Genomic DNA, 20,987 nt, shown 5'->3' with positions numbered 1-20,987 from the left:
CGCAAAAAGCCCAGCCTTCATGGTTGGGCTTTTTGCTTTGTGGCCCTGCACTCTGAATGTGCGTTATGCAATTTTGTGTGAGCTTTTAGGCATTTCCTCAAAGATATACTTCTTCCGATATCCACCTCACGCCCAGCCATGAAAAAGACCCCTGTTGCCGTTGCCGCCGCCGCCCTCCTCGCCCTCAGCAGCTATGCCAGCCCCTACTGGACCCTGCACCAGATGAAGACGGCCATCGCCGAAAAAGACGCCGACGGTTTGTCCGAACACATCGACTTCCCTGCCCTGCGCGAGAGCTTCAAGAGCCAGATGATGACGATGATGAAGGAGCGCATGGCATCGGCCGAGATGGCGAACAATCCGTTTGCCGCCGTGGGGCAGATGATGGGCGCCGCCCTGGTCAACCAGTTGGTGGATGCCGCCGTGTCGCCGGCCGGCGTGATGGCCATGATGGAGGCCGGCAAGGTCAAGCCTGGCGCCCGTCCGGCATCCGAAGCGCGCCAGGACGCCGCGAAGGAAAGCCTCGATTACTCGGTCGACTACCGCGGCTGGAGCAAGGTGGCGGTCTCGACGTCCCAACAGGATGCCGGTAAGTTCATCCTCAAGCGCACCGGCCTCTGGAGCTGGCAGCTGGGCGCCCTCGAACTGCCGGAATCGGTGCTGGACGCGTCGAACTGACGCCCATCGCAGCACGCTGAACAGGCGGCCAGCAGCGCCGCCCCGGCACCATCTTCACGCGCCGCGCACAAGCGGCGCGATCGCCTGCACCAATCCTGTGCAGCGTTTCCCCAGTATTCCTCCTTCACCGGCGCTGTCACGCGCGGCACGCTTCTTGCTGACCTATCGGCAATGAACGACCGCCTGGCCCTGCCCTCCCTCTCCGCCGATTCCCGCACCCGCTGGGAAGCGAGCCTGCGCCTTGGCTTCGTGGCGCGCGCGGGCGCCACCATCCTGGCCGACCGCAGTCACACCGGGCCGCTGCGCATGCAAAAGCCGCTGTATCCCGAAGACGCGTCCGTCTGCCATGCCGTGATCGTGCACCCGCCCGGCGGCGTGGTCGGCGGCGATGCCCTCGATATCGGCATCACGGCCGGTGACGGCGCACACGCCCTGCTCACCACACCCGGCTCTGGCAAGTGGTACCGCGCGAACGGCCGTTCTTCACGCCAGGACGTGCGCATCGACGTGCAGGACAAGGCAAGCGTCGAATGGCTGCCGCAAGAGACGCTGTTCTACCGTGAGGCCGAGGTCGAGATGACGCACGAGGTGACGCTGGCGGCAAATGCGCGCTACATCGGCAGCGAAGTCCTGTGCTTCGGGCGCACCGCCTCCGGTGAGACTTTTGATAGCGGCACGATCAAACAAACCACGCGCATCCGGCGTGAAGGAAAGCTGGTCTGGCACGAGCAGGGGGAGATCGACGGCGCCGGCCCCGGCATGCACAGCCCGTTCGGCCTGGGCGGGCATACCGTCTGCGCCACCTTCATCGCCTGCGGCGCCACGCTCGACGCCAGCCAGATGCGCCAGCTGCGCGAGGAGATCGACGTGCATGGCCGCTGCGGCGCCACCCAGCTGCCGCAGCTCGTGGTGGTGCGCCATCTGGGCCGCTCGAGCGAGGCGGCGCGCGCGGTGATGGTCGCGGCCTGGCGCCGCCTGCGTCCGGTGCTGCTGGGGCGCGACGCCGTCATTCCCCGCCTGTGGCATACCTGAGAGGACAGCATGGAACTCACACCACGCGAAAAGGACAAGCTCCTGATCTTCACCGCTGCCCTGCTGGCCGAGCGCCGCAAGGGACGCGGCCTGAAACTGAATTATCCGGAAGCCGTGGCCTACATCTCGGCCGCGATCATGGAAGGTGCGCGCGACGGCAAGACCGTGGCCGAGCTGATGAGCGAAGGCACGCGCATCCTCTCGCGCGACGAGGTGATGGAGGGCGTGCCCGAGATGATCCCCGACGTGCAGGTCGAGGCCACCTTCCCCGACGGCAGCAAGCTCGTCACCGTGCACCAGCCCATCGTCTAGGAGACGCCCATGATTCCAGGTGAACTGCTGGTCGAACCCGGCGAACTCGAACTGAATGTCGGCCGCGTGACCGTCGTGGTCGAGGTGGCGAACGGCGGCGACCGGCCGATCCAGGTCGGCTCGCACTACCACTTCTATGAGACCAATCCGGCGCTGCGTTTCGAGCGCGCCCGCGCCTACGGCATGCGCCTGGATATCCCGGCCGGCACTGCGGTGCGCTTCGAGCCAGGCCAGGTGCGCACCGTCACCTTGATCGCATTGAGCGGCGAGCGCATCGTCCATGGCTTCAATGCGCTGGTGTCCGGCCCCTTGCTGGAGAACGCGCCATGAGCCGCATCGGACGCCAGGCCTATGCCGAAATGTACGGCCCGACCACGGGCGACCGCATCCGCCTGGCCGACACGGGCCTGGTGATCGAGATCGAACGCGACTACGCCATCTACGGCGAGGAAGTGAAATTCGGCGGCGGCAAGGTGATCCGCGACGGCATGGGCCAGTCGCAGCGCATGCATGCCGACGTCATGGACACGGTGATCACGAACGCGGTCATCGTCGATCACTGGGGCATCGTGAAAGCCGACATCGGCATCAAGGACGGCATGATCGCGGCGATCGGCAAGGCCGGCAACCCGGACATCCAGCCCGGCGTGACGATCGTGATCGGCGCGGCCACCGAGATCATCGCCGGCGAAGGCATGATCATCACTGCCGGCGGCATCGACAGCCACATTCACTTCATCTGCCCGCAGCAGATCGAGGAAGCGCTCATGAGCGGGGTAACGACGATGCTGGGCGGCGGCACCGGGCCGGCGGTGGGCACGGCGGCCACCACCTGCACGCCGGGGCCCTGGCACATCCATTCGATGCTGCAGGCGGCCGAGGCCTTTCCGATGAACCTGGGCTTTTTCGGCAAGGGCAATGCGAGCCAGCCGGAACCCCTGGTCGAGCAGGTGCAGGCAGGCGTCATCGGCCTGAAACTGCACGAGGACTGGGGCACGACGCCGGCTGCGATCGACACCTGCCTCGGCGTGGCCGAGCGCATGGACATCCAGGTGGCGATCCACAGCGATACCCTGAACGAAGCGGGTTTTCTGGAGCATACGCTGGCCGCCTTCAAGGGCCGCACTATCCACACCTTCCACACCGAAGGCGCGGGCGGCGGCCATGCGCCGGACATCATCGCCGCCGTCGGCCAGGCCAACGTGCTGCCTTCGTCCACCAACCCCACGCGCCCCTACACCGTCAACACGCTCGACGAGCACCTCGACATGCTGATGGTCTGCCACCACCTGGACGCCTCGATTGCCGAGGACATCGCATTCGCCGAATCGCGCATCCGGCGCGAGACCATCGCCGCCGAGGACATCCTGCACGACCTGGGTGCGATCTCGATGATGTCGTCGGATTCGCAGGCCATGGGCCGCGTCGGCGAAGTGATCCTGCGTACCTGGCAGACCGCGCACAAGATGAAGCTGCAGCGCGGCGCCCTGCCTGGCGACAGCGACCGCCACGACAATGCCCGCGTCAAGCGCTACGTCGCCAAGTACACGATCAACCCGGCCATCACCCACGGTATCGCGCATGCGGTGGGCTCGATCGAGCCTGGCAAGATCGCCGACCTGGTGCTGTGGAAGCCGGCCTTCTTCGGCGTCAAGCCGTCGATGATTTTGAAGGGCGGGATGATCGCGGCGGCCCAGATGGGCGATCCGAACGCATCGATCCCGACGCCGCAGCCGGTGCACACGCGCTTGATGTTCGGCGCCTTTGGGCGGGCCTTGAGCCGGTCTTCGTTCACCTTCGTCTCGCAGGCGGCCTTCGATGCCGGCATCAGGGAACGTTTGGGACTGGCCAAGCCGCTGATCGCGGCACGCGGCATGCGTGGACTCAGTAAAGCGGACATGGTCCACAACGACGCCACGCCGCACATGCAGGTCGACCCCGAAACCTACGAGGTGCGCGCCGACGGCGTGCTGCTCACCTGCGAACCGGCACGCGAGCTGCCGCTGGCGCAGCGCTACTTCCTGTTCTGAGAGACCCATCATGCTGACCCTGCACACCAAGATCGATGGACCGGCGCCGGTGGATGGCGAGCTGGTGCTGCCCTTCCACCTGCGCGAAAAAAGCCGCCTGCGCGCGGCCTTGAAGAGCGGCGAGGAAGTGGCCGTACTGCGCCCACGCGGCACGGTGCTGCGCGGCGGCGACCTGCTGCAGGGTGAAGGCGGGCGCGTGGTGCGCGTCGTGGCCGAGCTTGAATCCGTGTACCGCGTCGAACACGCGCAGGAAAACGGCCTGCTGCGCTGCGCCTTCCATCTCGGGAACCGCCATACCCAGACCGAAGTGGGCCGGGGCTGGCTGCGCATCCGCGCCGATGCCGTGCTGCGCGAGATGCTGGTCGGTCTCGGCGCCCAGGTAAGCGAGGAACTGGCTGCCTTCGAGCCGGAAGCCGGGGCCTATGGCGGCGGACACCATCACGGCGAGTCGCATCCGCTGGCGCCGGTACCGCTGCGCCAGAAGATCCACCGTCCCTCGGACTTGCCATGATCGCCAGCGCCGCCCTGCTTCGCCTGCTGCAGCTGGCAAGTCCTTCGTTGCCGATCGGCGCCTACAGTTATTCGCAAGGGCTGGAGAGTGCCATCGACGAGGGCACGGTGACGGACGCGGCAAGTGCGCAGCGCTGGATCGCCGCGCAGCTGCTTGAAGTGGTCGGGCGTTTCGATGCGCCGCTGCAGTGGCGCTTGCTGTGCGCCTTTGCCGCCCGCGATGCGGTCGCCGCCACGTACTGGAGCGAGCGCTGGCTGGCCGCACGCGACACGGCCGAGCTGCGCGCCGAGACCGTCCAGATGGGCTATTCGCTGCGCCAGCTGCTGGCGGCGCTGCTGGAAGAGCGGCCGGATACCGATCCGGCCTTATTGGCGATGCTGGACGCGGCCGGACTGTCGCTGCCTTCCGCCTATGCCTGCGCGGCCGCGGCGTTCGAGGTGCCGCCCATCGCCGCCCTGCTCGGCTCCGTGTTTGCCTGGGCCGAGAACGCGGTGTTGGTGTGCGTGAAGACGGTGCCGCTGGGCCAGGTGGCGGGCCAGAAGATGCTGCTGTCGCTCGGCGCCACGGTCGATGCGGTGGCGCGCGCGGCCCAGGACATGCCGGATGCCGCGCTGTCGAACTGGGCGCCGGGCTTTGCCCTGCTGTCGATGCGGCATGAAGTGCAGTACAGCCGCCTGTATCGATCCTAGATAAGGAAATCACCATGGAAAAAAACCTGCTGCGCGTCGGGATCGGCGGACCGGTCGGCTCCGGCAAGACGGCCCTGTGCGAGATGCTGTGCAAGGCGATGCGCGAGCGCTACGAGATGGCCGTCATCACCAACGATATCTACACGCGCGAGGACATGGAGATCCTGCTGCGCGCCGACGCCCTGCCGGCCGAACGCCTGATGGGCGTGGAGACCGGCGGCTGCCCGCACACGGCGATCCGCGAGGATGCCTCGATCAACCTGGAAGCGATCGCGCGCATGAGCGCCGACTTCCCGCAACTGGACCTGATCCTGATCGAGTCCGGCGGCGACAACCTGGCGGCCACCTTCAGCCCCGAACTATCGGACCTGACGATCTATGTGATCGATGTGGCCGGCGGCGAAAAGATCCCGCGCAAGGGCGGGCCGGGCATCACGCGCTCGGACCTGCTGGTCATCAACAAGACCGACCTGGCGCCGCACGTGGGCGCGAACCTCGAGGTCATGCGCGCGGATGCGGCACGCATGCGCGGCAAGCGTCCTTTCGTGTTCGCCAGTTTGCGCCATGGCGAAGGCGTGGACGCGATCGTCGATTTCATCCGCCACGAAGGCTTGCTCGATGCGGGCCGTTAAATTTTTACCACCAACCCAAGGAGCCGTCATGCCGTTTTCCCTGCGCCGTTTTGCCCCCGTTGCCGCCATCATGCTGGCGATCTGCGTTGCCGTACTGGGCGCCGGTCCTGCCCAGGCCCATGACACCGGCGTGCCGCACCTGATCCACGAGTACGAAGGCTGGGTTGCGCTGGCGGTCGTGGTGCTGGCCGCAACCGGCGCCGCCCTGCTGGTGCGCCGCGCGCTGCGCCGCTGAGCGCCAGTGCCGGCTGGCCCGGCAGGCGTTTTCAGCGCTTCGTGACGCCGTTCGTGCAGCCTGTCGCACGGGCCGCGCCGCGCGTGGAGGACGGCATTACAGTGCCATCATCCCAACACGCACGGAGACGATCATGAACAAGCTGCTCGGCACGACCCTGGTGGCCACGGCCCTGATGCTGGCCGCCGGCGGCGCCCTCGCCGAAGAAATCCGCGAAGCACGCGCAGTCGATGCCCGCGTCAGCCGCATCAAGCTCGACGGCGTGGTCGACCTGGTGGTGCGCCAGGGCGCCAGGCCTTCGCTCGTGATTGCCGGCGAACGCGCCGACGTGGCGCGCGTGACCACGCGCCAGCATGGCGACACGCTGGAAATCGACACCGAACGCCGCAACAACATCATCGGCCGCCGTCCGAAGCTGCGCGCCGAGCTGACCGTGCCCAACCTGGCTGAGCTGAACTCGGAAGGCGTGGGCGCCAGCACGGTCAGCGGCTTCGGCGGCGACAGCATCGTGCTGAACCTGGAAGGCGCCGGCGCCATGACCATGCAGGGCAATTACCGCAAGGTCGATGCGCGCCTGGGCGGTGTCGGCAGCATGACCATCGATGCCGGCAAGGCCGAGCGCATGGACCTGGCACTGGGCGGCGCCGGCCAGCTGGCCGTGTCGGGCCAGACCAGGACCCTGCGTGCGACGCTGGATGGCGTTGGCAACCTCGACGCCGGCAAGCTGCGCGCCGAATCCGTCGACCTCGATCTCAGCGGGCTTGGCGGCGCCACGGTGTATGCCAGCGCGTCCGCCAATCTGAACCTGAGCGGCATGGGCTCGGCCACGGTGTACGGCAAGCCGGCCCAGCGCCGGGCCAGCGCCGACGGCATGGGCAAGGTCAGCTGGCGCTGAGCGGATTCATGCGCTCCCGGAGCGGCGATGACTTTGCCCTGGGAATGGCGTTGAATCCGCCCGTATCGTGTACTACTTGAGGACGGTGTTATTGCGCACCTCGCGCACGCCCTTGACCTCGCGCGCCAGCTGCACCGCCTTCTGTGCGCTTTCGCGCGATTCGACGAAACCGCTGAGCTGGACCGTGCCCTTGAAGGTATCGACCTTGACTTCGGTGGCCTTCACGGTGGGATCGGCGGCAAACGCGGCCTTGACCTTGCTGGTGATGACGGCGTCGTCGATGTATTCGCCGGTGCCCTGGCGGTGCGCGGTGGGTGCGCAGGCGGCCAGGCCAAGTACGGCGGCAGTGACGAGGATGGTAGTGAAACGCTGTGCAATTTTCATGGCAACGCTCCTGTAAATGAGACGATATCGCCCCATTTTCGGGTTGGCGTGCAAACTGCGTTTGATACGTAGCAAAGGTGCCGGAGACGGACGGCGTCAGGGCGCCTTGGCCAGCGCGGCAATGGCAAGGGGACGCGCATCGGCCGGGGCCGCCGGACGCAGCACCAGCTTGCCGCGCGCCATGTCTTGCCCGATGACCAGGCGCACGTCGACGGGCCGGGTGCTGTCGACCTGTACCAGCGCCACGCCACCGAACTGTCCCGTCATGCGTCCGGCCAGGAGCGCGGCGACGTCGCGGTAGGCGGCGCCGTGTTCGATGCGCGTGCGTTGTACCTTGAAGCCGGGTTCGTTGCTCAGGCGCGTGACCAGCAGGTCGCCGCCGACCTGGCGCGACAGTGCGCGCGCCATGCCGGTCACCCCGTTGCCGTTGCGAATTTCCAGCAGGACCGCTTCCGGGCGTTTGCGCGGCCGCGACGGCAGCGGCTGGGGCGGTAGCCCGGCCGGCAGTTCCTGGGCCAGGGCGCGCAGCGAGGGAATACGGCGCAGCGTGAGGGTGCCGTCGGCGGCGGCCAGCACCTGGGTCGCGGCCCACTCCGGGTCGGGACGTGGCGCCTCGACCGCGGCCTGGATCGCCGCCACGGCGCTGCCGCCGGCGGCCGTGTAATCGCTGCGGAAATCGTGCTGTTGCAAGGCGCTGGCCTGGCGGAACATCAGCTCGGCGCGCTCGTGCTGCCCCATGCGGCGCAGGGTTTCGCCGAGGTTGTGCCAGGCGCGTCCGTTCAACGGATCGAGCAGGCAGGCTTTTTCCAGTGCCGTGACGGCTTGGGCGTGGTCGCCGCCGAGCAGGTAGGCATAGCCGAGATTGGCAAACAGGTAGGCGCCGCCGGGGCCGGAATCGGGCTTCAGCTCCGCGGTCAAGGCGCGCCAGATCGGGATCGCCTGCGCGAAGTCGCCCTGGCGGGCGTAGGCGGCGGCCAGGGCGTTGCGGGCGCGTACGTGCCGCGGGTCGGCAGCCAGGACGGCGCGGTAGGCCTGCACCGCTTCCGGATAGCGTCCGGCAAGGTGATGGGCGCGGCCCTGGCCGTAGGCATATTCGGCATCCGGGCCGGCCTGGGTTTCCGGCTGGCGGGCGAGGTCGGCGCAGGCGAGCAGCAGCGCGCCGGCGCAGACGACCGACAGGTTCTTGATGATGCTGCGAGGTTTCATGGTCAGGCTCCTGGAAGGATCAGCGCGTGCCGGCGACATGCGAAAGGGTGCGGGTGAGCTGGATGACGGCCGGGCCCATCAGCACCATCAGCAGCGTCGGGAAAATGCAGAAGATGAGCGGGAACAGCAGCTTCAGGCCGATCTTCGCGGCGCATTCCTCGGCCAGCAGGCGGCGCTTGTTGCGCAGGTTGTCGGAATACACGCGCAGCGAATCGCCGACGCTGGTGCCGAAGCGCTCGGACTGGATCAGCATCGCCACCAGCGTGTCGACGTCGTCGACGCCGCTGCGCAGCGCGAAATTGCGCAGCGCCTTTTCCTTGCTGAAGCCGGCGCGCATTTCCATCAGCACGATCTGGAGTTCATGGGCCAGCGTCACGCTCTTGATGTGGATTTCGCCGGCCACCTTCACGAACGCCCGTTCCAGGCTCAGGCCCGCTTCGACGCAGACGGTCAGCAGGTCGAGGGCGTCGGGCAGGGTCTCGAAGATCTCGCGCTTGCGGCGCCCGGCGATGCGCTCCAGGATCATGTTCGGCAGGTAGTAGCCGACCGTGGCCGTGAGCAGCAGCAGGAACAGCAGCTTGCCGCCGGCCAGCGTGATCACCGAAAACGCGACCAGGATGCCGACGATGGCCGGTCCGAGCAGCGCCAGCACGGTCTTCGACGCGAAGAACAGGGTCGGCGCCACCGGGTTGCGCCAGCCCGCATTCATGAAGCGGGTGCGCAGCGCCGACTTTTCCCAGCCTTCCTCGGGAATCGACAGCTTGGTCAGCGGCTGGGTCACCTTGGCCACTTTCTCGACCCAGCCGTTCGATTCGAGCTGGGTGGGTTCCGACTTGCCGATGAAGCGGCGCAGCCGGGTGCGCAGGGCAACCGGGGCGAACAGCGCCATGGCCAGCCCGGCCAGCGCGCAGACGATCGCAAAGACGATCAGGAGGAAAGTCAGTTGGGCGGCTTGCATGGCGGCTCCTCAGATGCGGATGCGGATGATGCGGCGCAGCCAGACCACGCCGAACAGGATCATCCCGGCCGCGTACCAGAGCAGGCGTATGCCGCTCGGATCGGTCCACAGCATGGACACGTATTTCGGATTCACGATGGTCAGCACCAGGGCCACGCCGAACGGCAGCAGGCCGAGGATCCAGGCCGACATGCGCCCTTCCGCCGACAGCACGCGCACCTGGGCCGCCAGCTTCAGGCGGCCGCGGATGATGGTGCTGATGTTGCCGAGGATCTCGGCCAGGTTGCCGCCGGATTCGCGCTGGATCAGCACCGCGATAATCAGGTAGCGCAGGTCGGTCAGCGGAATGCGCGCGGCCATGTTGTGCAGCGCTTCGCCCATCGGCACGCCATAGTTGATTTCCTCGCGCGCGATGCGGAATTCGCCGCTGAGCGGCTCCGGCAGCTCGTTGCCGACGATTTGCAGCACGTTCGTGAACGAGTGGCCGGCGCGCAGCGCACGCGCGATGAAGTCGGCGGCATCGGGCAGCTGGTGCTCGATGCGGCGCAGGCGCCGCGTGCGGGCGCGCCGCAGCAGCATCCAGGGTACGCCGCAGGCCAGCAGCGCCAGCACCAGGCGCAGCGGCAGCGGCACCGGCCAGCGCGCCATCAACAGCAGGGCCGCCAGCAGCGCCGCCAGCGAGCAGCCGAGGAAGCGGTCGACCACCAGCTTGCTGCCGGCCTGCACCAGCAGCGCGTCGAGCCGCTTCAGCACCGGTATTGCGTGCAGCAGGCGGTCGATGGTGTCGTTGCTGCTGAAGCGGCGCTGCTTCAGGATCGAAATCCGCTCGCCCGAACGCCCGCCCCCGCCCGACATCACCTGCAGGCGGCGCGCCACACGCTGCGCGGCCTTGCCGTGGGTGCTCGACCACCACAGCCAGACGCCTTCGATCAGCAGGATCACGGCAGCGAACAGGAAGACGGTGAAACTGTAGAAGATGACATCCATGGTGCGGCTCCATTGCAGGCGCGGCCTGCCCGGTTCATTGGAAGATGCGGTCGGGGTCGAAGGTGTCGTCGGGGATGGCGGCGCCGTACATCTTGAGGCGGTCGGCGAAACGCGGCCGCACGCCGGTGGCGCTGAAGTAGCCCTGCACCTTGCCGTCGCGGTCGACCCCGGTCTGCTCGAAACGGAAGATCTCCTGCATCGAGATGATGTCGCCTTCCATGCCGGTGATTTCCTGGATGCTGACCAGCTTGCGGCAGCCGTCGATCAGGCGCGAGGCCTGCACCACCACGGTCACGGCCGAGCAGATCTGCTGGCGGATCGCGCGCGGGGTCAGGTTGACGCCGGCCATGCCGACCATGTTCTCGAGCCGCGCGAGGGCGTCGCGCGGCGTGTTCGAGTGGATCGTGGCGAGCGAGCCTTCGTGGCCGGTGTTCATCGCCTGCAGCATGTCGAGCGCCTCGGGGCCGCGCACTTCGCCCAGGATGATGCGGTCGGGGCGCATGCGCAGCGAGTTCTTGACCAGCGCGCGCTGCGTGACTTCGCCCTTGCCTTCGATGTTCGGCGGCCGCGTTTCCAGGCGCACCACGTGCGGCTGGCGCAGCTGCAGCTCGGCGGCGTCCTCGATGGTGACGATGCGCTCGGTGGCCGGGATGAAGCCGGACAGCAGGTTGAGCAAGGTGGTCTTGCCGCTGCCGGTGCCGCCCGAGATCAGGATGTTGATCTTGGCGACGCCCAGGCCCTGCAGCACCTCGATCATCGGCGGCGTCACGCTTTTGTAGTCGAGCAGGTTCTGTACCGTCAGCGGCGTGGCGCCGAAGCGGCGGATCGACAGCAGCGGGCCATCCACCGCCAGCGGCGGGATGATCGCGTTCACGCGCGAGCCGTCCGGCAGGCGCGCGTCGACCATCGGGCTCGACTCGTCGACGCGGCGGCCCACGCGCGAGACGATCTTCTCGATGATCTTCATCAGGTGCGCGTTGTCGTGGAAGGAGATATCGGTCAGCTCCAGCTTGCCGCGCCGTTCGACGTACACGCGGCTGGCGGTATTCACCAGGATGTCGGACACGGTCGGATCGTTCAGCAGCGGTTCGAGCGGGCCGAAGCCGAGCATCTCGTGCTGGATGTCGAGCACCAGGTTATGGCGCTCGTGCTGGTTGAGGACGATGCGTTCTTCTTCGATGATGCGCTGGATCAGCAGGGCCAGCTCGTGCTTGAACTGCTCGGTGGTCAGGCGTTTCAGGCGCTCCAGGTCGATCCGGTCGAGGATCATCTGGTGCATCGATTTCTTCAGTTCCTGGTAGGCGCCGTTCGGCGCGTCGGCGGGATGGGTTCCGGGACGGCGTTCGTCATCGGACACGGACAGGCGTTCGCGCAGCGACATGGGGACTCCTTTCAGTAATCGTTTTCGCCGCGCCCGAACAGGCGGCCGAGCAGGCCGCGGCTTTCCGGCGCGCGGCGCGCGGTGACCAGTTCGACCAGGTCGGCCAGGCTGCGCGCCGCCGCGCTGGCGCGCGACAGTTCCAGCACCGGCACGCCCTGGTTCACCGAGTCGGTGACGGCGATGTAATCGTTGGGCACGGTGTGCACGACTTCGCAGCCGAGCGCCGCATGCAGGTCGGGCAGGCGCAGGCGTCCGCCCTTTTCGTAGCGGTTGACGATCAGGCGGATGCCGTCGATCGGGTAGCCGAGCGAGCGGAAGATGTCGAGCAGGCGGCGGGCGTCGCGGATGTCGGGCAGCGCCAGCTGCAGCACCGGATAGATGGTGTCGGTGCTGTCGAGCGCGCGCAGCGACACGGCGTCGATCTGGCGCCCGACGTCGAGCACGATGTAGTCGTAGTGCTGGCGCGCCACGCGCAGGATGGCGTCGATGTGTTCGGGCTTGGCTTCCTTGGCCTGCGAGGGGTCGTCGGCCGCCGCCAGCACGCCGAAGCCGCGCGTCACGTGCACCAGGCAGGAATCCAGGAAGGGACCGTCGATGCGCGCGATCTGTTCGCAGACATCGGACAGGGTCATGGTCGGCTTCTGGTCCGACACGTACAGCGCGGCGTCGCCGAACTGGCCATGCAGGTCGATCAGCAGCACCTTCTTCTCGGCCAGCGTCGCCAACGCATAGCCGAAGTTGGTCGAGATGAACGTGGCGCCGCTGCCGCCCTTGCAGGCGATAAAAGCCAGCACCTTGCCCTCGCGCAGCTGGCCGACGCCGGCGGCGGCGGCGATCCGGTCCATCGACTCGTGGAAGGCGCGGTGCGCCAGCGGCAGCTGAAGCACTTCACGCACGCCGGCGCGCATGGCGCGGATCAGGAGCTGGGTATGGTGTTCGCCGGTGAGCAGCATGAATTGCGCCTCCGGATACTGGCGCGCCAGGCGTTCGAGCAGGTCGGCATCGTCGGGCGCCCCGGCGCCGGCGTCGACGATCACCAGGCCCGGCGCTTCGGCCAGGGGGCGGTCGAGCGCTTCGCGCATCGATACGCGGCTGTTGGCGACGTTCAGCGGCGGCACGCGCACCGCGCCCTGCGAGGCGATATCGGCGTACAGCAGGCTGTCGCGGCTGATCAATAGGGCTTTCATGACGATCCTCGTTGAAACTCGGGTTGCGGATGAAGAGGAGGAGGCGAGCGCGCCAGCCGGCGCCGGGCGCGGCGCCGCAGCGTCGCGCCCGCGGGCGTGCACGCTCCCGGCGCACAGGCACGCATCTCCATGCTCACTGCACGCTGCCCATGATCTTGATGACCGGGGCCGGATCCGGCTCGGACTGGGCGAAAGAGCGCTGGTAACGGGCCTGGGCGCCGCGCGCCGCCTGGCCGTCGATGCCGGTCGCCGGATTGGCGTTGGCGCCGTTTTGCGGCGCGATGGTCTGCGCCGCCAGGTTGGCGCGTACCGACGCGCCGAAGTTGCGGTCGAAGCGGGGTGCGGACGAGCAGCCCTGGAACAGCAGCAACGCCGCCACGCACGCGATGGTCTTGCAGGTAGCCATGGCTGCCTCCTATTTGAGTTCGAAACCGTCGACGCTCTGGGCCGGCCGGGCGACCGGCGCGCTTGGCTCAGGCGCCCCTTCGAGCCGCCCGCCCAGCATCAGCGCGGCGCGCGAGGGCGCGCCCACGCGGTCGGTCGGCAGCGCATAACCGGTCTCGGTCAGCGGCTTGACCAGGCGCGCGGTGATCACGAACACCAGTTCGGTGCGCTCCTGCTGGAAGTCGGTGCTGCGAAACAGCGCGCCCAGCACCGGGACTTCGCCGAGCACCGGCAAGCCTTTCAGGTTGGTGGTCATGTTGTTCTTGATCAGGCCACCGATGGCGAAGCTCTGGCCGTCGTACAGCTGGACGGTGGTGCTGGCGCGCCGGGTCGTCACGACCGGCAGGATGGCGCCGCCGGTCAGGCCGGCGGCACTGATGCCGACGCCTTCGCGCGACAGTTCCGATACCTCGGGCGCCACGCGCAGGTTGATGCGCCCGCCGCTGAGCACCGTCGGCGTGAAGCGCAGGCCGACGCCGAATTCCTTTTCTTCGAGCGTGACCTTGTTGTTGTCCTGGGCCACCGGGATGTAGAACTTGCCGCCGGCGAGGAAGCTGCCTTCCTGGCCGCTGATCGCCATCACGTTCGGCTCGGCCAGCACGCGCACCAGGCTGTCCTTGGTTTCGGCATCGAGGCCGAAGCCATTGCCGTTGCTTTTACCGGCACGCAGGCCGCCACCGGTATTCCCGCTCAGGAAATTCGACGCCAGGGCGGCCGCCCAGCTGCCGGACGTGGTGCGCCAGCTGGCGCCGGCCTCGAGGCGTTCGAGCAGGTTCTTCGAGACCTCGGCCACCTTGACTTCGAGCTGCACCTGCTGCGGCGCGCTCACGCTCAACAGGTTCACCACACGCAGGTTGGCGGCATTCATGCCGCCGCTGACGGCGGTGCCCTGGTGTTCCGGTGCCCGTTCCTTCGGCACCGCAGTCATCGGGCGCAACGGTTTGCGCACATAGGCCAGGGCCAGGTCGGCGGCGCGCGCCACGGCGGCCGCGTCGGCCACCGTGCCGCTCAGGATCAGGGAGTCGGCCGCGGCCAGCACCTTGATGTCCTTCTCCTCGGGCATGACGGCGGCCAGCGTGGCCTGCAAGGCGCTCGGGTCCATCGCCACCGTGATGTCGAGCACGCTGCACAGGCCGCTCCGGCCCTGCACGATCATGTTGGTGGTGCCGACGTCGATGCCGGCGATGTACATGGTGTCGGACGCGACCAGCATCGCCTGCACCACCGACGGATTGCCGACGCTGCGGTTCTGCACCGGTTCCGGCAGCCGCATCAGGGTCGACTTGCCCATCTGGAGCGCAACCTGGGCCGGACGCGCGGCCTCGCCGCTGCAGCGCGGACCGGGGTCGGCGCGGGTGCCGGCCGGCGCAGCCTCGGCCTGTGCAACCTGGAGGGCGGGACGCGCCGCCTGCGCCGCGCCGGCCAGCGCCAGCGCCAGGCCGCCGAGCAGCAGGCGGGCGTGGCGGGTTTTCGTGGGACTCGTGTTCATGGTTTCACCTGGCACGCGTTAGGGTTCAGAAGCACTCTTGCGACGACTGCAGGCCGTTGATGACGGACACGCAGTTGCGGCGCACGGGCGGCGTGGCGACACGGTGCACGACCGGCTTCGGGCGCGGCGTGGCGGCCGGCTTCGGCGGTGCCGGTTTCGGCGGCGCCATGCCCGGCAGCAAGGTCAGCTTGGTGGCGCCGCCGGTCTGGGCCGATTGCGGATCGACCTGGTTGCGCAGCGCCAGCGACAGGGTGCCGACGCTGCGCGCCAGGTCGAGCGTCTCGGCCTGTTCCGGCGTCACTTCCAGCGTGACGGCGTTCACCACGCGCGGCTTGGTTTCGTCGCGGTTGACTTCCTGGGCCACTGCCAGCACCAGGATCCGTTCGAGCACGATCTTCGAGATGTCCTGCTCGCGGTTCTCGCCCGGCAGCGCATCCTTGCGGGTGCTGACGATGATGTCGACGTAGTTGCCCGGCAGGGTGAAGCCGGCCACGCCGATCACGTCGTTGACGCGCACCGTGATCGCGCGCTTGCCCTCGGCGATCAGGGCCGACAGGCCGCCCAGGGTGCCGGCCGGCGCCAGCTTCGCTTCGCTGACCGGCTCGCCCGCCAGCGCACTGCTCTTGAGCACGCGGCCGGCCAGCTTCTGCGGATCGGTGTACGCGCCTTTCGGCACGCTGTCGGACGGCCATTCGGCCAGTTTCAGCATCTCGGGCGTGAGGCGCTGGCCGAGATTGATGTCGGTGGCGGCCACCACGATGTGGCCGGAACTGGCGCCCGGCTGCATCAGCAGCCAGTGCGAGGCCAGGATCACGGCCGTCAGGCCGAACAGGATGGCAACCGCCATCACGGCAAGGGCGCGCTTGTTTTTCATGATGCGATTCCTGCGACAGGGTTCGGGGCCGGGGCGCCGCCGGTGCACAAGCTGTGCCAGGCCTGCTCGAGGGCGGCGATGTTCAGGCGCGGCTCGACGCCGGCCAGGCTGGCAAAGTCGAACACGCGGCGCAGCAGCTCTTGCGGGTAGCAGGCCAGCAGCGGCGTGGCGCTCGGGCGGTGCAGGCGCACCACCAGGTGCTCGATGCTGCTTTCCGGGCAATCGAGGCCCTGCAGGCGGCACTGGCGCCGCAGCAGCGCGCGGTAGGCGGCGTCGGACAGCGGCCCGAGTCCGACGCGGTAGCCGATCCGGCGCAGCATGGCCGGATCGAACACGCTGCTCGGCGCCAGGTTGGTCACGAACACCAGCAGCGCGTCGAAAGGCAGGGTCTCGGCCTGGCCGTCCAGCGCCAGGCGCAGGGGCGCGCCGTCGAGCGGGCCGAGCCAGCGGTTCAGCAGTTCGGACACCGGCAGGCGCTGGCGCCCGAGGTCGTCGATCACCAGGATGCCGTTGTTCGCCTGCAGCTGGGGCGGCNAGCCAGCGGTTCAGCAGTTCGGACACCGGCAGGCGCTGGCGCCCGAGGTCGTCGATCACCAGGATGCCGTTGTTCGCCTGCAGCTGGGGCGGCGCATGGCACACGCCGTGTTCGGCATCATGGCGCAGTTCGAAGGTGGCCGCGTCGAGGTCGGCGCCGACGTGCACCAGCGGGCGCCCGCAAATCACCCAGCGCGCATCGCAGCTGCGCCGCTCTTCCTGCTGGCGCGCCAGCGGCAGCGGCGCCGGATGGCAGGCCGGATCGTACAGGCGCATGATGCGCCCGCCGACCAGCACCGCATACGGCACCGCCACCGCCCCCGCCAGCAGGCGCGCCAGCTTGCGCGCCAGCGTGGTCTTGCCGCTGCCGCTGGGGCCGTGCAGCAGCAGGGCGCGCTGCGCATGCAGGGCTGCGCCGAGCAGCTCGCGCTGGCCGCCGTCGAGGCCGTCGTCGGCCAGCAGCGCGGCGAGATCGGCGGCGCGCGGGCGGCTGGCGCCGGGCTGGCGCAGCGACTGGCGCTCGACCATCGCGCGCCAGGCCGCCAGCGTCACCGGCGCCGGGCCGACGTAGCGGCACTCGGCCAGGGCGTCGAGCGCGGCGCGCTGGCCGATCACGGTCAGCTGGTACTGGACGTCGATGTCCGATTCGCCGCACCAGGCCACCTCGACCTGCTGCTCGGCCATCAGGCTGGCCAGTACTTCGCGCAGCACGCTGACCGACAGGCGCAGGCGGCCGGCGAGCAGCGGCAGCGGCGCACGGCCGGTTGCGTGCAGGGTCTTGAGCGCCAGCGCCACCACGAGGCGCGCATCGAGCCCGGTGTCGCTGACCGACTTGGCCTGGCGCGGCAGGATGGCCGCCACCTCCAGCTCGCCCGGCGGCGCGGCCGGCGGCGTGCGCTCGGCGGCGGTTCCGGGACTCCACGACAGCGTTTCGATCATCGCATTCTCCTCGTACTGCAATCCAAACCAAGCGAAAATATTTCCTGACGTCACTGATTCTAGCGAGGCGGTCCATGCCGCCCTTGAGGTGCAGCAAGCTGCGCTATCAGCCGTGGCATTCAGCCGTAGTGGCGCCGCGCCAGCAGCCAGAGCGCGCCCAGCGCGATCGCCAGGCCGTACGGTATCGAACCGGCGCTCTGTCCGGCGGGTGCCTGCGGCGCCGGGCCGACGCCCAGCCAGGCCAGCAGCGGTAGCGGCAGCAGCGCCACGAACAGCTTGCGCAGGCCGGCCCAGGCCAGCTGCCAGCGGCCGGTAACGAGGATCATCGCCAGCGCCATGACACCGCCGAGGCACCAGGCCAGGATGCAGGCATGGACGGTCTGGCCGGCGCCGAAGAACAGGCCGACGGTGGCCATCAGCTTGACGTCGCCGGCGGCCATGCCGCGCAGCGCATACAAGGGGATGAACAGGGCGAAGCCGGTGGCGGCGCCGCCGAGCGCGGTGGCGGCCGAGCCGGCGGGGGTGGCCCCGGCGAGATGCAGGCCGAACACGCCGCACCAGGCGGCGAGCAGCAGCAGATTCGGGATCTTGCGGAAGGCCAGGTCGGTGATCGCGGCGCTGACGACCAGGACAAGCAGCATCAGGTCAAGCCAGGTCTGGACAGGCATGATTGCGCTCCTCAAAAAAAAAAAGCCCTCCGGACCGAAGTCCGGAGGGCGAAACGATGTGATCAGGTACCCGTGCCGGTGCCAGCGCCGGCGCCCGAGCTCAGGGCGCCTTCCAGGGTTTCCCTCACATTGTCGAAGGTTGCGGAGATCTGATCACCCAGTAGGGTCGCCGCACCAGCCATCGCGACACCGACCAGGGCAGCGATCAGGCCATACTCGATGGCAGTCACACCGTCTTCGTCGGCAACGAAGGCTTGGATAGCGGTAAAGATCGTTTTCATGACAAACTCCATATGGTGGTTTATAAGAACAAACCTGAAACGGAGGTGTTTCCTGACTCGGCTGACGCTGCTTTGTCGTTTCCGTTTCAGTGAGTTCATCATATGTTTTAGTGCCGCGCGGCAACTTGACTGCACGCAAGTTTTCCCATGGGAATTATTTACTTGCGGCAATTTTTGATCCGTCGCAAATGCGAGAATGCGTTGCCACGGTTTCGCCAAAAAAAGAGGCGAAATTATTGCTGTAAATGCAAAAAGAGATTATGCTGTTTCGCTTGCTCTTTGGAAATTTCACCTTCCCCAGAGCAGCAGCTGGGCGCCGTGCAGCGGCGAGTGGGCAGATTACATTTCTGAGAATGACATGGATTCCCTTCTGAAGCACATGGTGGACATGACCGGCCACCGCGACCACGCGATGCTCGATATCTCGGTCATCGCGGCAGTGCAGGAACTGGCCGCCGCCGCCCAGACGCGGGTCTTGTCGCTGTATAACGTCGCCGGCCAGCTCCAGGTCCGGGCCCGCGCCAGCATCGACGCCGGCGGCGGCGCCAAGGTCCACGAAGCCCTCGACAGCGCCACGCCCGGCGCGCCATTGAGCGCCTTTCCCGAACTGGCCGCCTGCCTGGCCGCGCACGACACCAGCGCCGAAGCGGTTGCGCAGGATGGCACTCGTACCCTGTGGCTGCCGATCTGGTTCGGCGACAAGGCCGATACCTGCCTCGAGATCGTGCGCGACGCGCCCTTCCCGGCCCAGACCATCCACACGGTGGCCGGCATCCTCGGCGTCTACCGGAACTTCCAGAACCTGCTCGACTACAGCGAACGCGATTCGCTCACCGGCCTGCTGAACCGCAAGACCTTCGAGGACCAGCTGGCGCGCATGCTGCAATACCCCTGCGACTCGGCGCCGCCGCAGGCCGGCCAGCCCGAGCGGCGCCAGCATCACGAGGAAGAAAAGCAGTGGCTGGCGGTGGTCGACGTCGACCATTTCAAGGCGGTGAACGACACCTTCGGCCACCTGTACGGCGACGAGGTGCTGATCCTGATCGCGAACCAGCTGCAAGCCTCGTTCCGCGCCCAGGACCGGGTGTTCCGCTTCGGCGGCGAAGAGTTCGTGGTGCTGCTGCGCGCCACCACGCTGGAAAATGCGCGGCGCATCATCGACCGCTTCCGCACCAACGTGGAAACCTACGACTTCCCCCAGGTCGGCCGGGTCACGGTGAGCGTGGGTTTTGTGAGCATCAGCCCCTTCGATTCGCCGGTGGTGACGCTCGGCCACGCCGACCAGGCCCTGTACTTCGCCAAGACCCACGGCCGCAACCAGGCCTGCCACTACAACGAACTGGTCGAGCAGGGCCTGCTGCAGACCGTGGCCTCGAACGATACCGCCGAATTCTTTTAAGCGACCAGCAGGAAGCGGTTCGGGTCCACCTGCCACTTGTCGGGCGACTCGTGGCGCAGGATTTTGTCGCCGCCGCCGAAGCCGAACGGGCGCGACAAGTCCAGCAGCTCGGGCCGGACATAGGTCTGGCTCTTGGTGTTGAAGAACACGTTCACCTTCGGCGTCAGCAAATTGCTCTCGTGCGGCTCGACCACCACGCCCAGGCGCCCCGATTCCAGCATCACCATGGTGCCGACCGGGTAGATGCCGACGCAGCGCATGAATTCCTGGGTCAGCGCCGGATTGAAGTGGAACTTGCTCCACTCGTAGATCTTGCGCAGCGCATCGGCCGCCGGCATGCCCTTGTGGTAGCTGCGGTCCGAGGTGATCGCATCGTAGACGTCGACGATCGCCGCCATCTGCGCCAGCTCGCTGATCTCGCCTTCCTTTTGCAAATCAGGATAGCCGCTGCCGTCGCGCCGCTCGTGGTGGTGCAGCGTGATGTCGAGCGGGATCGCGCCGATCTCGGGGTTCTGGCGCAGGATGTCGTAGCCGTCGCGCGGGTGCTTCTTGATGATCGCGAATTCCTCGTCGGTGAGGCGGCCCGGCTTGTTCAGGATGGCGTCCGGCACCAGCGCCTTGCCGGTGTCGTGCAGCAGGCCGCCGATGCCGGCCTGGTAGATCGTCTCCTCGTCCATGCCGCGCGAACGGCAGAAGGCCACCAGCAGCGTGCACACGCTCACCGAATGCAGGAAGGTGTAGTCGTCCTTGGTCTTGATGCGCAGGAGGCCGAGCAGCGCGCCGGAATTGCGCAGGATCGATTCGGTGATGTTCTGCACCACCGGGCTCACGTTGTCGAGTTCCACCGCCTTGCCCAGGCGCGCGTCCTGCATCACGGTGCGCACCAGGCCCACTGCCTGGCGCCGGATGTTCATGGCGCGCTGCATCTCGTCGGCCAGGCTGGCGCGCACCGGCTTCACCGGGCGGGCCGCGATCTCGACCACTTCCTTCTCGGTCTGGGCCTGGACTTCGGCCAGGGTCGGGGCGTCCGCCACATCCAGGCCTTTCGAGCAATCGATCACCACGCCGCGGATGCCGGCATTCACGATCTTGCGGATCTCGTCCTCGCTGGTGAGCACGAAGCGGGCACGTACGAAGGGATGCTCCATCCACCCGCAGTCCAGGTCGTGGATGGACATGCCGAGGCGCAGCTGGGAGGAATCGATTTTCTTGAGCATTGCAATGGTCCGGCCTGTGTTAATC

Annotated in this window: 24 protein-coding genes; 11 read left to right on the top strand and 13 right to left on the bottom strand. The window is 67.6% G+C overall.

The features are described from left to right. Positions 1-138: 138 nt before the first annotated feature. The 10 genes from QPK31_RS02325 (at position 139) to QPK31_RS02280 (ending at position 7,014) form a co-directional block, all read left to right on the top strand. Positions 139-678, top strand: coding sequence for a DUF2939 domain-containing protein (locus QPK31_RS02325; protein ID WP_290421327.1), 540 nt, complete (start codon positions 139-141; stop codon positions 676-678). 171 nt (positions 679-849) lie between these two features. Next, positions 850-1,710, top strand: a complete 861-nt coding sequence (locus QPK31_RS02320; RefSeq protein WP_290421326.1) for an urease accessory protein UreD — start codon at positions 850-852, stop codon at positions 1,708-1,710. A gap of 9 nt (positions 1,711-1,719) precedes the next feature. After that, positions 1,720-2,022: an urease subunit gamma gene (ureA, locus tag QPK31_RS02315; RefSeq protein ID WP_290421325.1), complete on the top strand. Its 303-nt coding sequence runs from the start codon at positions 1,720-1,722 to the stop codon at positions 2,020-2,022. Positions 2,023-2,031: 9 nt separating this feature from the next. Then, positions 2,032-2,352 (top strand): urease subunit beta, encoded by a 321-nt coding sequence (locus QPK31_RS02310; protein ID WP_290421324.1) that lies wholly within the window; start codon positions 2,032-2,034, stop codon positions 2,350-2,352. Then, positions 2,349-4,052, top strand: coding sequence for an urease subunit alpha (ureC, locus tag QPK31_RS02305; RefSeq protein ID WP_290421323.1), 1,704 nt, complete (start codon positions 2,349-2,351; stop codon positions 4,050-4,052). The genes QPK31_RS02310 and ureC overlap by 4 nt, the downstream gene beginning before the upstream one ends. Before the next feature lie 10 nt (positions 4,053-4,062). Then, positions 4,063-4,563 (top strand): urease accessory protein UreE, encoded by a 501-nt coding sequence (gene ureE, locus QPK31_RS02300; RefSeq protein WP_290421322.1) that lies wholly within the window; start codon positions 4,063-4,065, stop codon positions 4,561-4,563. Beyond that, the gene (locus QPK31_RS02295) at positions 4,563-5,252 is read left to right on the top strand and encodes an urease accessory protein UreF (RefSeq protein ID WP_290421392.1); all 690 of its coding nucleotides are present in this window, start codon (positions 4,563-4,565) and stop codon (positions 5,250-5,252) included. The genes ureE and QPK31_RS02295 overlap by 1 nt, the downstream gene beginning before the upstream one ends. Before the next feature lie 14 nt (positions 5,253-5,266). Next, positions 5,267-5,884 carry an urease accessory protein UreG gene (gene ureG / locus QPK31_RS02290; protein WP_290421321.1) on the top strand — a complete coding sequence of 206 codons (618 nt, stop codon included), beginning with the start codon at positions 5,267-5,269 and terminating at the stop codon, positions 5,882-5,884. A gap of 28 nt (positions 5,885-5,912) precedes the next feature. Continuing rightward, positions 5,913-6,119, top strand: coding sequence for a hypothetical protein (locus QPK31_RS02285; protein WP_290421320.1), 207 nt, complete (start codon positions 5,913-5,915; stop codon positions 6,117-6,119). A 133-nt stretch (positions 6,120-6,252) separates the two neighbouring features. After that, positions 6,253-7,014, top strand: a complete 762-nt coding sequence (locus QPK31_RS02280) for a GIN domain-containing protein (protein WP_290421319.1) — start codon at positions 6,253-6,255, stop codon at positions 7,012-7,014. Between the two features lie 72 nt (positions 7,015-7,086). Here QPK31_RS02280 and QPK31_RS02275 read toward each other — a convergent pair whose 3' ends face one another. The 12 genes from QPK31_RS02275 to QPK31_RS02220 form a co-directional block, all read right to left on the bottom strand. Further along, positions 7,087-7,398 (bottom strand): BON domain-containing protein, encoded by a 312-nt coding sequence (locus tag QPK31_RS02275; RefSeq protein WP_290421318.1) that lies wholly within the window; start codon positions 7,396-7,398, stop codon positions 7,087-7,089. A 96-nt stretch (positions 7,399-7,494) separates the two neighbouring features. Continuing rightward, the gene (locus QPK31_RS02270; RefSeq protein ID WP_290421317.1) at positions 7,495-8,604 is read right to left on the bottom strand and encodes a LytR C-terminal domain-containing protein; all 1,110 of its coding nucleotides are present in this window, start codon (positions 8,602-8,604) and stop codon (positions 7,495-7,497) included. 19 nt (positions 8,605-8,623) lie between these two features. Continuing rightward, positions 8,624-9,562: a type II secretion system F family protein gene (locus QPK31_RS02265; protein ID WP_290421316.1), complete on the bottom strand. Its 939-nt coding sequence runs from the start codon at positions 9,560-9,562 to the stop codon at positions 8,624-8,626. Positions 9,563-9,571: 9 nt separating this feature from the next. Next, positions 9,572-10,549 (bottom strand): type II secretion system F family protein, encoded by a 978-nt coding sequence (locus QPK31_RS02260; RefSeq protein WP_290421315.1) that lies wholly within the window; start codon positions 10,547-10,549, stop codon positions 9,572-9,574. 34 nt (positions 10,550-10,583) lie between these two features. Continuing rightward, the gene (locus QPK31_RS02255) at positions 10,584-11,930 is read right to left on the bottom strand and encodes a CpaF family protein (protein WP_290421314.1); all 1,347 of its coding nucleotides are present in this window, start codon (positions 11,928-11,930) and stop codon (positions 10,584-10,586) included. Positions 11,931-11,941: 11 nt separating this feature from the next. Next, positions 11,942-13,117: an AAA family ATPase gene (locus tag QPK31_RS02250; RefSeq protein ID WP_290421313.1), complete on the bottom strand. Its 1,176-nt coding sequence runs from the start codon at positions 13,115-13,117 to the stop codon at positions 11,942-11,944. Between the two features lie 133 nt (positions 13,118-13,250). Next, positions 13,251-13,523, bottom strand: coding sequence for a hypothetical protein (locus QPK31_RS02245; protein WP_290421312.1), 273 nt, complete (start codon positions 13,521-13,523; stop codon positions 13,251-13,253). A 9-nt stretch (positions 13,524-13,532) separates the two neighbouring features. Continuing rightward, complete coding sequence (locus QPK31_RS02240; RefSeq protein WP_290421311.1) at positions 13,533-15,050, bottom strand: type II and III secretion system protein family protein; 1,518 nt, start codon at positions 15,048-15,050, stop codon at positions 13,533-13,535. A 25-nt stretch (positions 15,051-15,075) separates the two neighbouring features. After that, a complete protein-coding gene (cpaB, locus tag QPK31_RS02235) occupies positions 15,076-15,924 on the bottom strand; it encodes a Flp pilus assembly protein CpaB (RefSeq protein WP_290421310.1) in 849 nt (282 codons plus the stop codon). Next, complete coding sequence (locus QPK31_RS02230) at positions 15,921-16,424, bottom strand: hypothetical protein (protein ID WP_290421309.1); 504 nt, start codon at positions 16,422-16,424, stop codon at positions 15,921-15,923. The genes cpaB and QPK31_RS02230 overlap by 4 nt, the downstream gene beginning before the upstream one ends. A gap of 1,092 nt (positions 16,425-17,516) precedes the next feature. After that, a complete protein-coding gene (locus QPK31_RS02225) occupies positions 17,517-18,065 on the bottom strand; it encodes a prepilin peptidase (RefSeq protein WP_290421308.1) in 549 nt (182 codons plus the stop codon). Positions 18,066-18,127: 62 nt separating this feature from the next. Continuing rightward, positions 18,128-18,346 carry a Flp family type IVb pilin gene (locus QPK31_RS02220; protein ID WP_290421307.1) on the bottom strand — a complete coding sequence of 73 codons (219 nt, stop codon included), beginning with the start codon at positions 18,344-18,346 and terminating at the stop codon, positions 18,128-18,130. A gap of 358 nt (positions 18,347-18,704) precedes the next feature. Between QPK31_RS02220 and QPK31_RS02215 the strand changes: the two genes are divergently transcribed. After that, positions 18,705-19,745, top strand: coding sequence for a GGDEF domain-containing protein (locus QPK31_RS02215; protein WP_290421306.1), 1,041 nt, complete (start codon positions 18,705-18,707; stop codon positions 19,743-19,745). Here QPK31_RS02215 and QPK31_RS02210 read toward each other — a convergent pair. Continuing rightward, complete coding sequence (locus tag QPK31_RS02210) at positions 19,742-20,962, bottom strand: HD-GYP domain-containing protein (protein ID WP_290421305.1); 1,221 nt, start codon at positions 20,960-20,962, stop codon at positions 19,742-19,744. The two genes, QPK31_RS02215 and QPK31_RS02210, sit on opposite strands and share 4 nt — an antisense overlap. Positions 20,963-20,987: the final 25 nt, after the last annotated feature.

The organism is Massilia sp. YIM B02769 (genome assembly GCF_030411995.1).
In the GTDB taxonomy this organism is placed as follows: Bacteria; Pseudomonadota; Gammaproteobacteria; order Burkholderiales; family Burkholderiaceae_D; genus Telluria.
The sequence above is the reverse complement of the archived record's forward strand: the minus strand, read 5'-3'. Positions and strand labels throughout refer to the sequence as shown.

Excerpts from the sequence above, each read along its gene's own strand:
- QPK31_RS02325 (WP_290421327.1), top strand. The coding sequence starts at position 139 with ATGAAAAAGACCCCTGTTGCCGTTGCCGCCGCCGCCCTCCTCGCCCTC.
- QPK31_RS02210 (WP_290421305.1), bottom strand. The coding sequence starts at position 20,962 with ATGCTCAAGAAAATCGATTCCTCCCAGCTGCGCCTCGGCATGTCCATC.
- QPK31_RS02250 (WP_290421313.1), bottom strand. The coding sequence starts at position 13,117 with ATGAAAGCCCTATTGATCAGCCGCGACAGCCTGCTGTACGCCGATATC.
- QPK31_RS02280 (WP_290421319.1), top strand. The coding sequence starts at position 6,253 with ATGAACAAGCTGCTCGGCACGACCCTGGTGGCCACGGCCCTGATGCTG.
- QPK31_RS02255 (WP_290421314.1), bottom strand. The coding sequence starts at position 11,930 with ATGTCGCTGCGCGAACGCCTGTCCGTGTCCGATGACGAACGCCGTCCC.
- QPK31_RS02265 (WP_290421316.1), bottom strand. The coding sequence starts at position 9,562 with ATGCAAGCCGCCCAACTGACTTTCCTCCTGATCGTCTTTGCGATCGTC.
- cpaB (WP_290421310.1), bottom strand. The coding sequence starts at position 15,924 with ATGAAAAACAAGCGCGCCCTTGCCGTGATGGCGGTTGCCATCCTGTTC.
- QPK31_RS02270 (WP_290421317.1), bottom strand. The coding sequence starts at position 8,604 with ATGAAACCTCGCAGCATCATCAAGAACCTGTCGGTCGTCTGCGCCGGC.
- ureG (WP_290421321.1), top strand. The coding sequence starts at position 5,267 with ATGGAAAAAAACCTGCTGCGCGTCGGGATCGGCGGACCGGTCGGCTCC.
- QPK31_RS02310 (WP_290421324.1), top strand. The coding sequence starts at position 2,032 with ATGATTCCAGGTGAACTGCTGGTCGAACCCGGCGAACTCGAACTGAAT.
- ureA (WP_290421325.1), top strand. The coding sequence starts at position 1,720 with ATGGAACTCACACCACGCGAAAAGGACAAGCTCCTGATCTTCACCGCT.
- QPK31_RS02275 (WP_290421318.1), bottom strand. The coding sequence starts at position 7,398 with ATGAAAATTGCACAGCGTTTCACTACCATCCTCGTCACTGCCGCCGTA.
- QPK31_RS02220 (WP_290421307.1), bottom strand. The coding sequence starts at position 18,346 with ATGAAAACGATCTTTACCGCTATCCAAGCCTTCGTTGCCGACGAAGAC.
- QPK31_RS02245 (WP_290421312.1), bottom strand. The coding sequence starts at position 13,523 with ATGGCTACCTGCAAGACCATCGCGTGCGTGGCGGCGTTGCTGCTGTTC.
- QPK31_RS02225 (WP_290421308.1), bottom strand. The coding sequence starts at position 18,065 with ATGCCTGTCCAGACCTGGCTTGACCTGATGCTGCTTGTCCTGGTCGTC.
- QPK31_RS02240 (WP_290421311.1), bottom strand. The coding sequence starts at position 15,050 with ATGAACACGAGTCCCACGAAAACCCGCCACGCCCGCCTGCTGCTCGGC.
- ureC (WP_290421323.1), top strand. The coding sequence starts at position 2,349 with ATGAGCCGCATCGGACGCCAGGCCTATGCCGAAATGTACGGCCCGACC.
- QPK31_RS02320 (WP_290421326.1), top strand. The coding sequence starts at position 850 with ATGAACGACCGCCTGGCCCTGCCCTCCCTCTCCGCCGATTCCCGCACC.
- QPK31_RS02285 (WP_290421320.1), top strand. The coding sequence starts at position 5,913 with ATGCCGTTTTCCCTGCGCCGTTTTGCCCCCGTTGCCGCCATCATGCTG.
- QPK31_RS02260 (WP_290421315.1), bottom strand. The coding sequence starts at position 10,549 with ATGGATGTCATCTTCTACAGTTTCACCGTCTTCCTGTTCGCTGCCGTG.
- ureE (WP_290421322.1), top strand. The coding sequence starts at position 4,063 with ATGCTGACCCTGCACACCAAGATCGATGGACCGGCGCCGGTGGATGGC.
- QPK31_RS02215 (WP_290421306.1), top strand. The coding sequence starts at position 18,705 with ATGGATTCCCTTCTGAAGCACATGGTGGACATGACCGGCCACCGCGAC.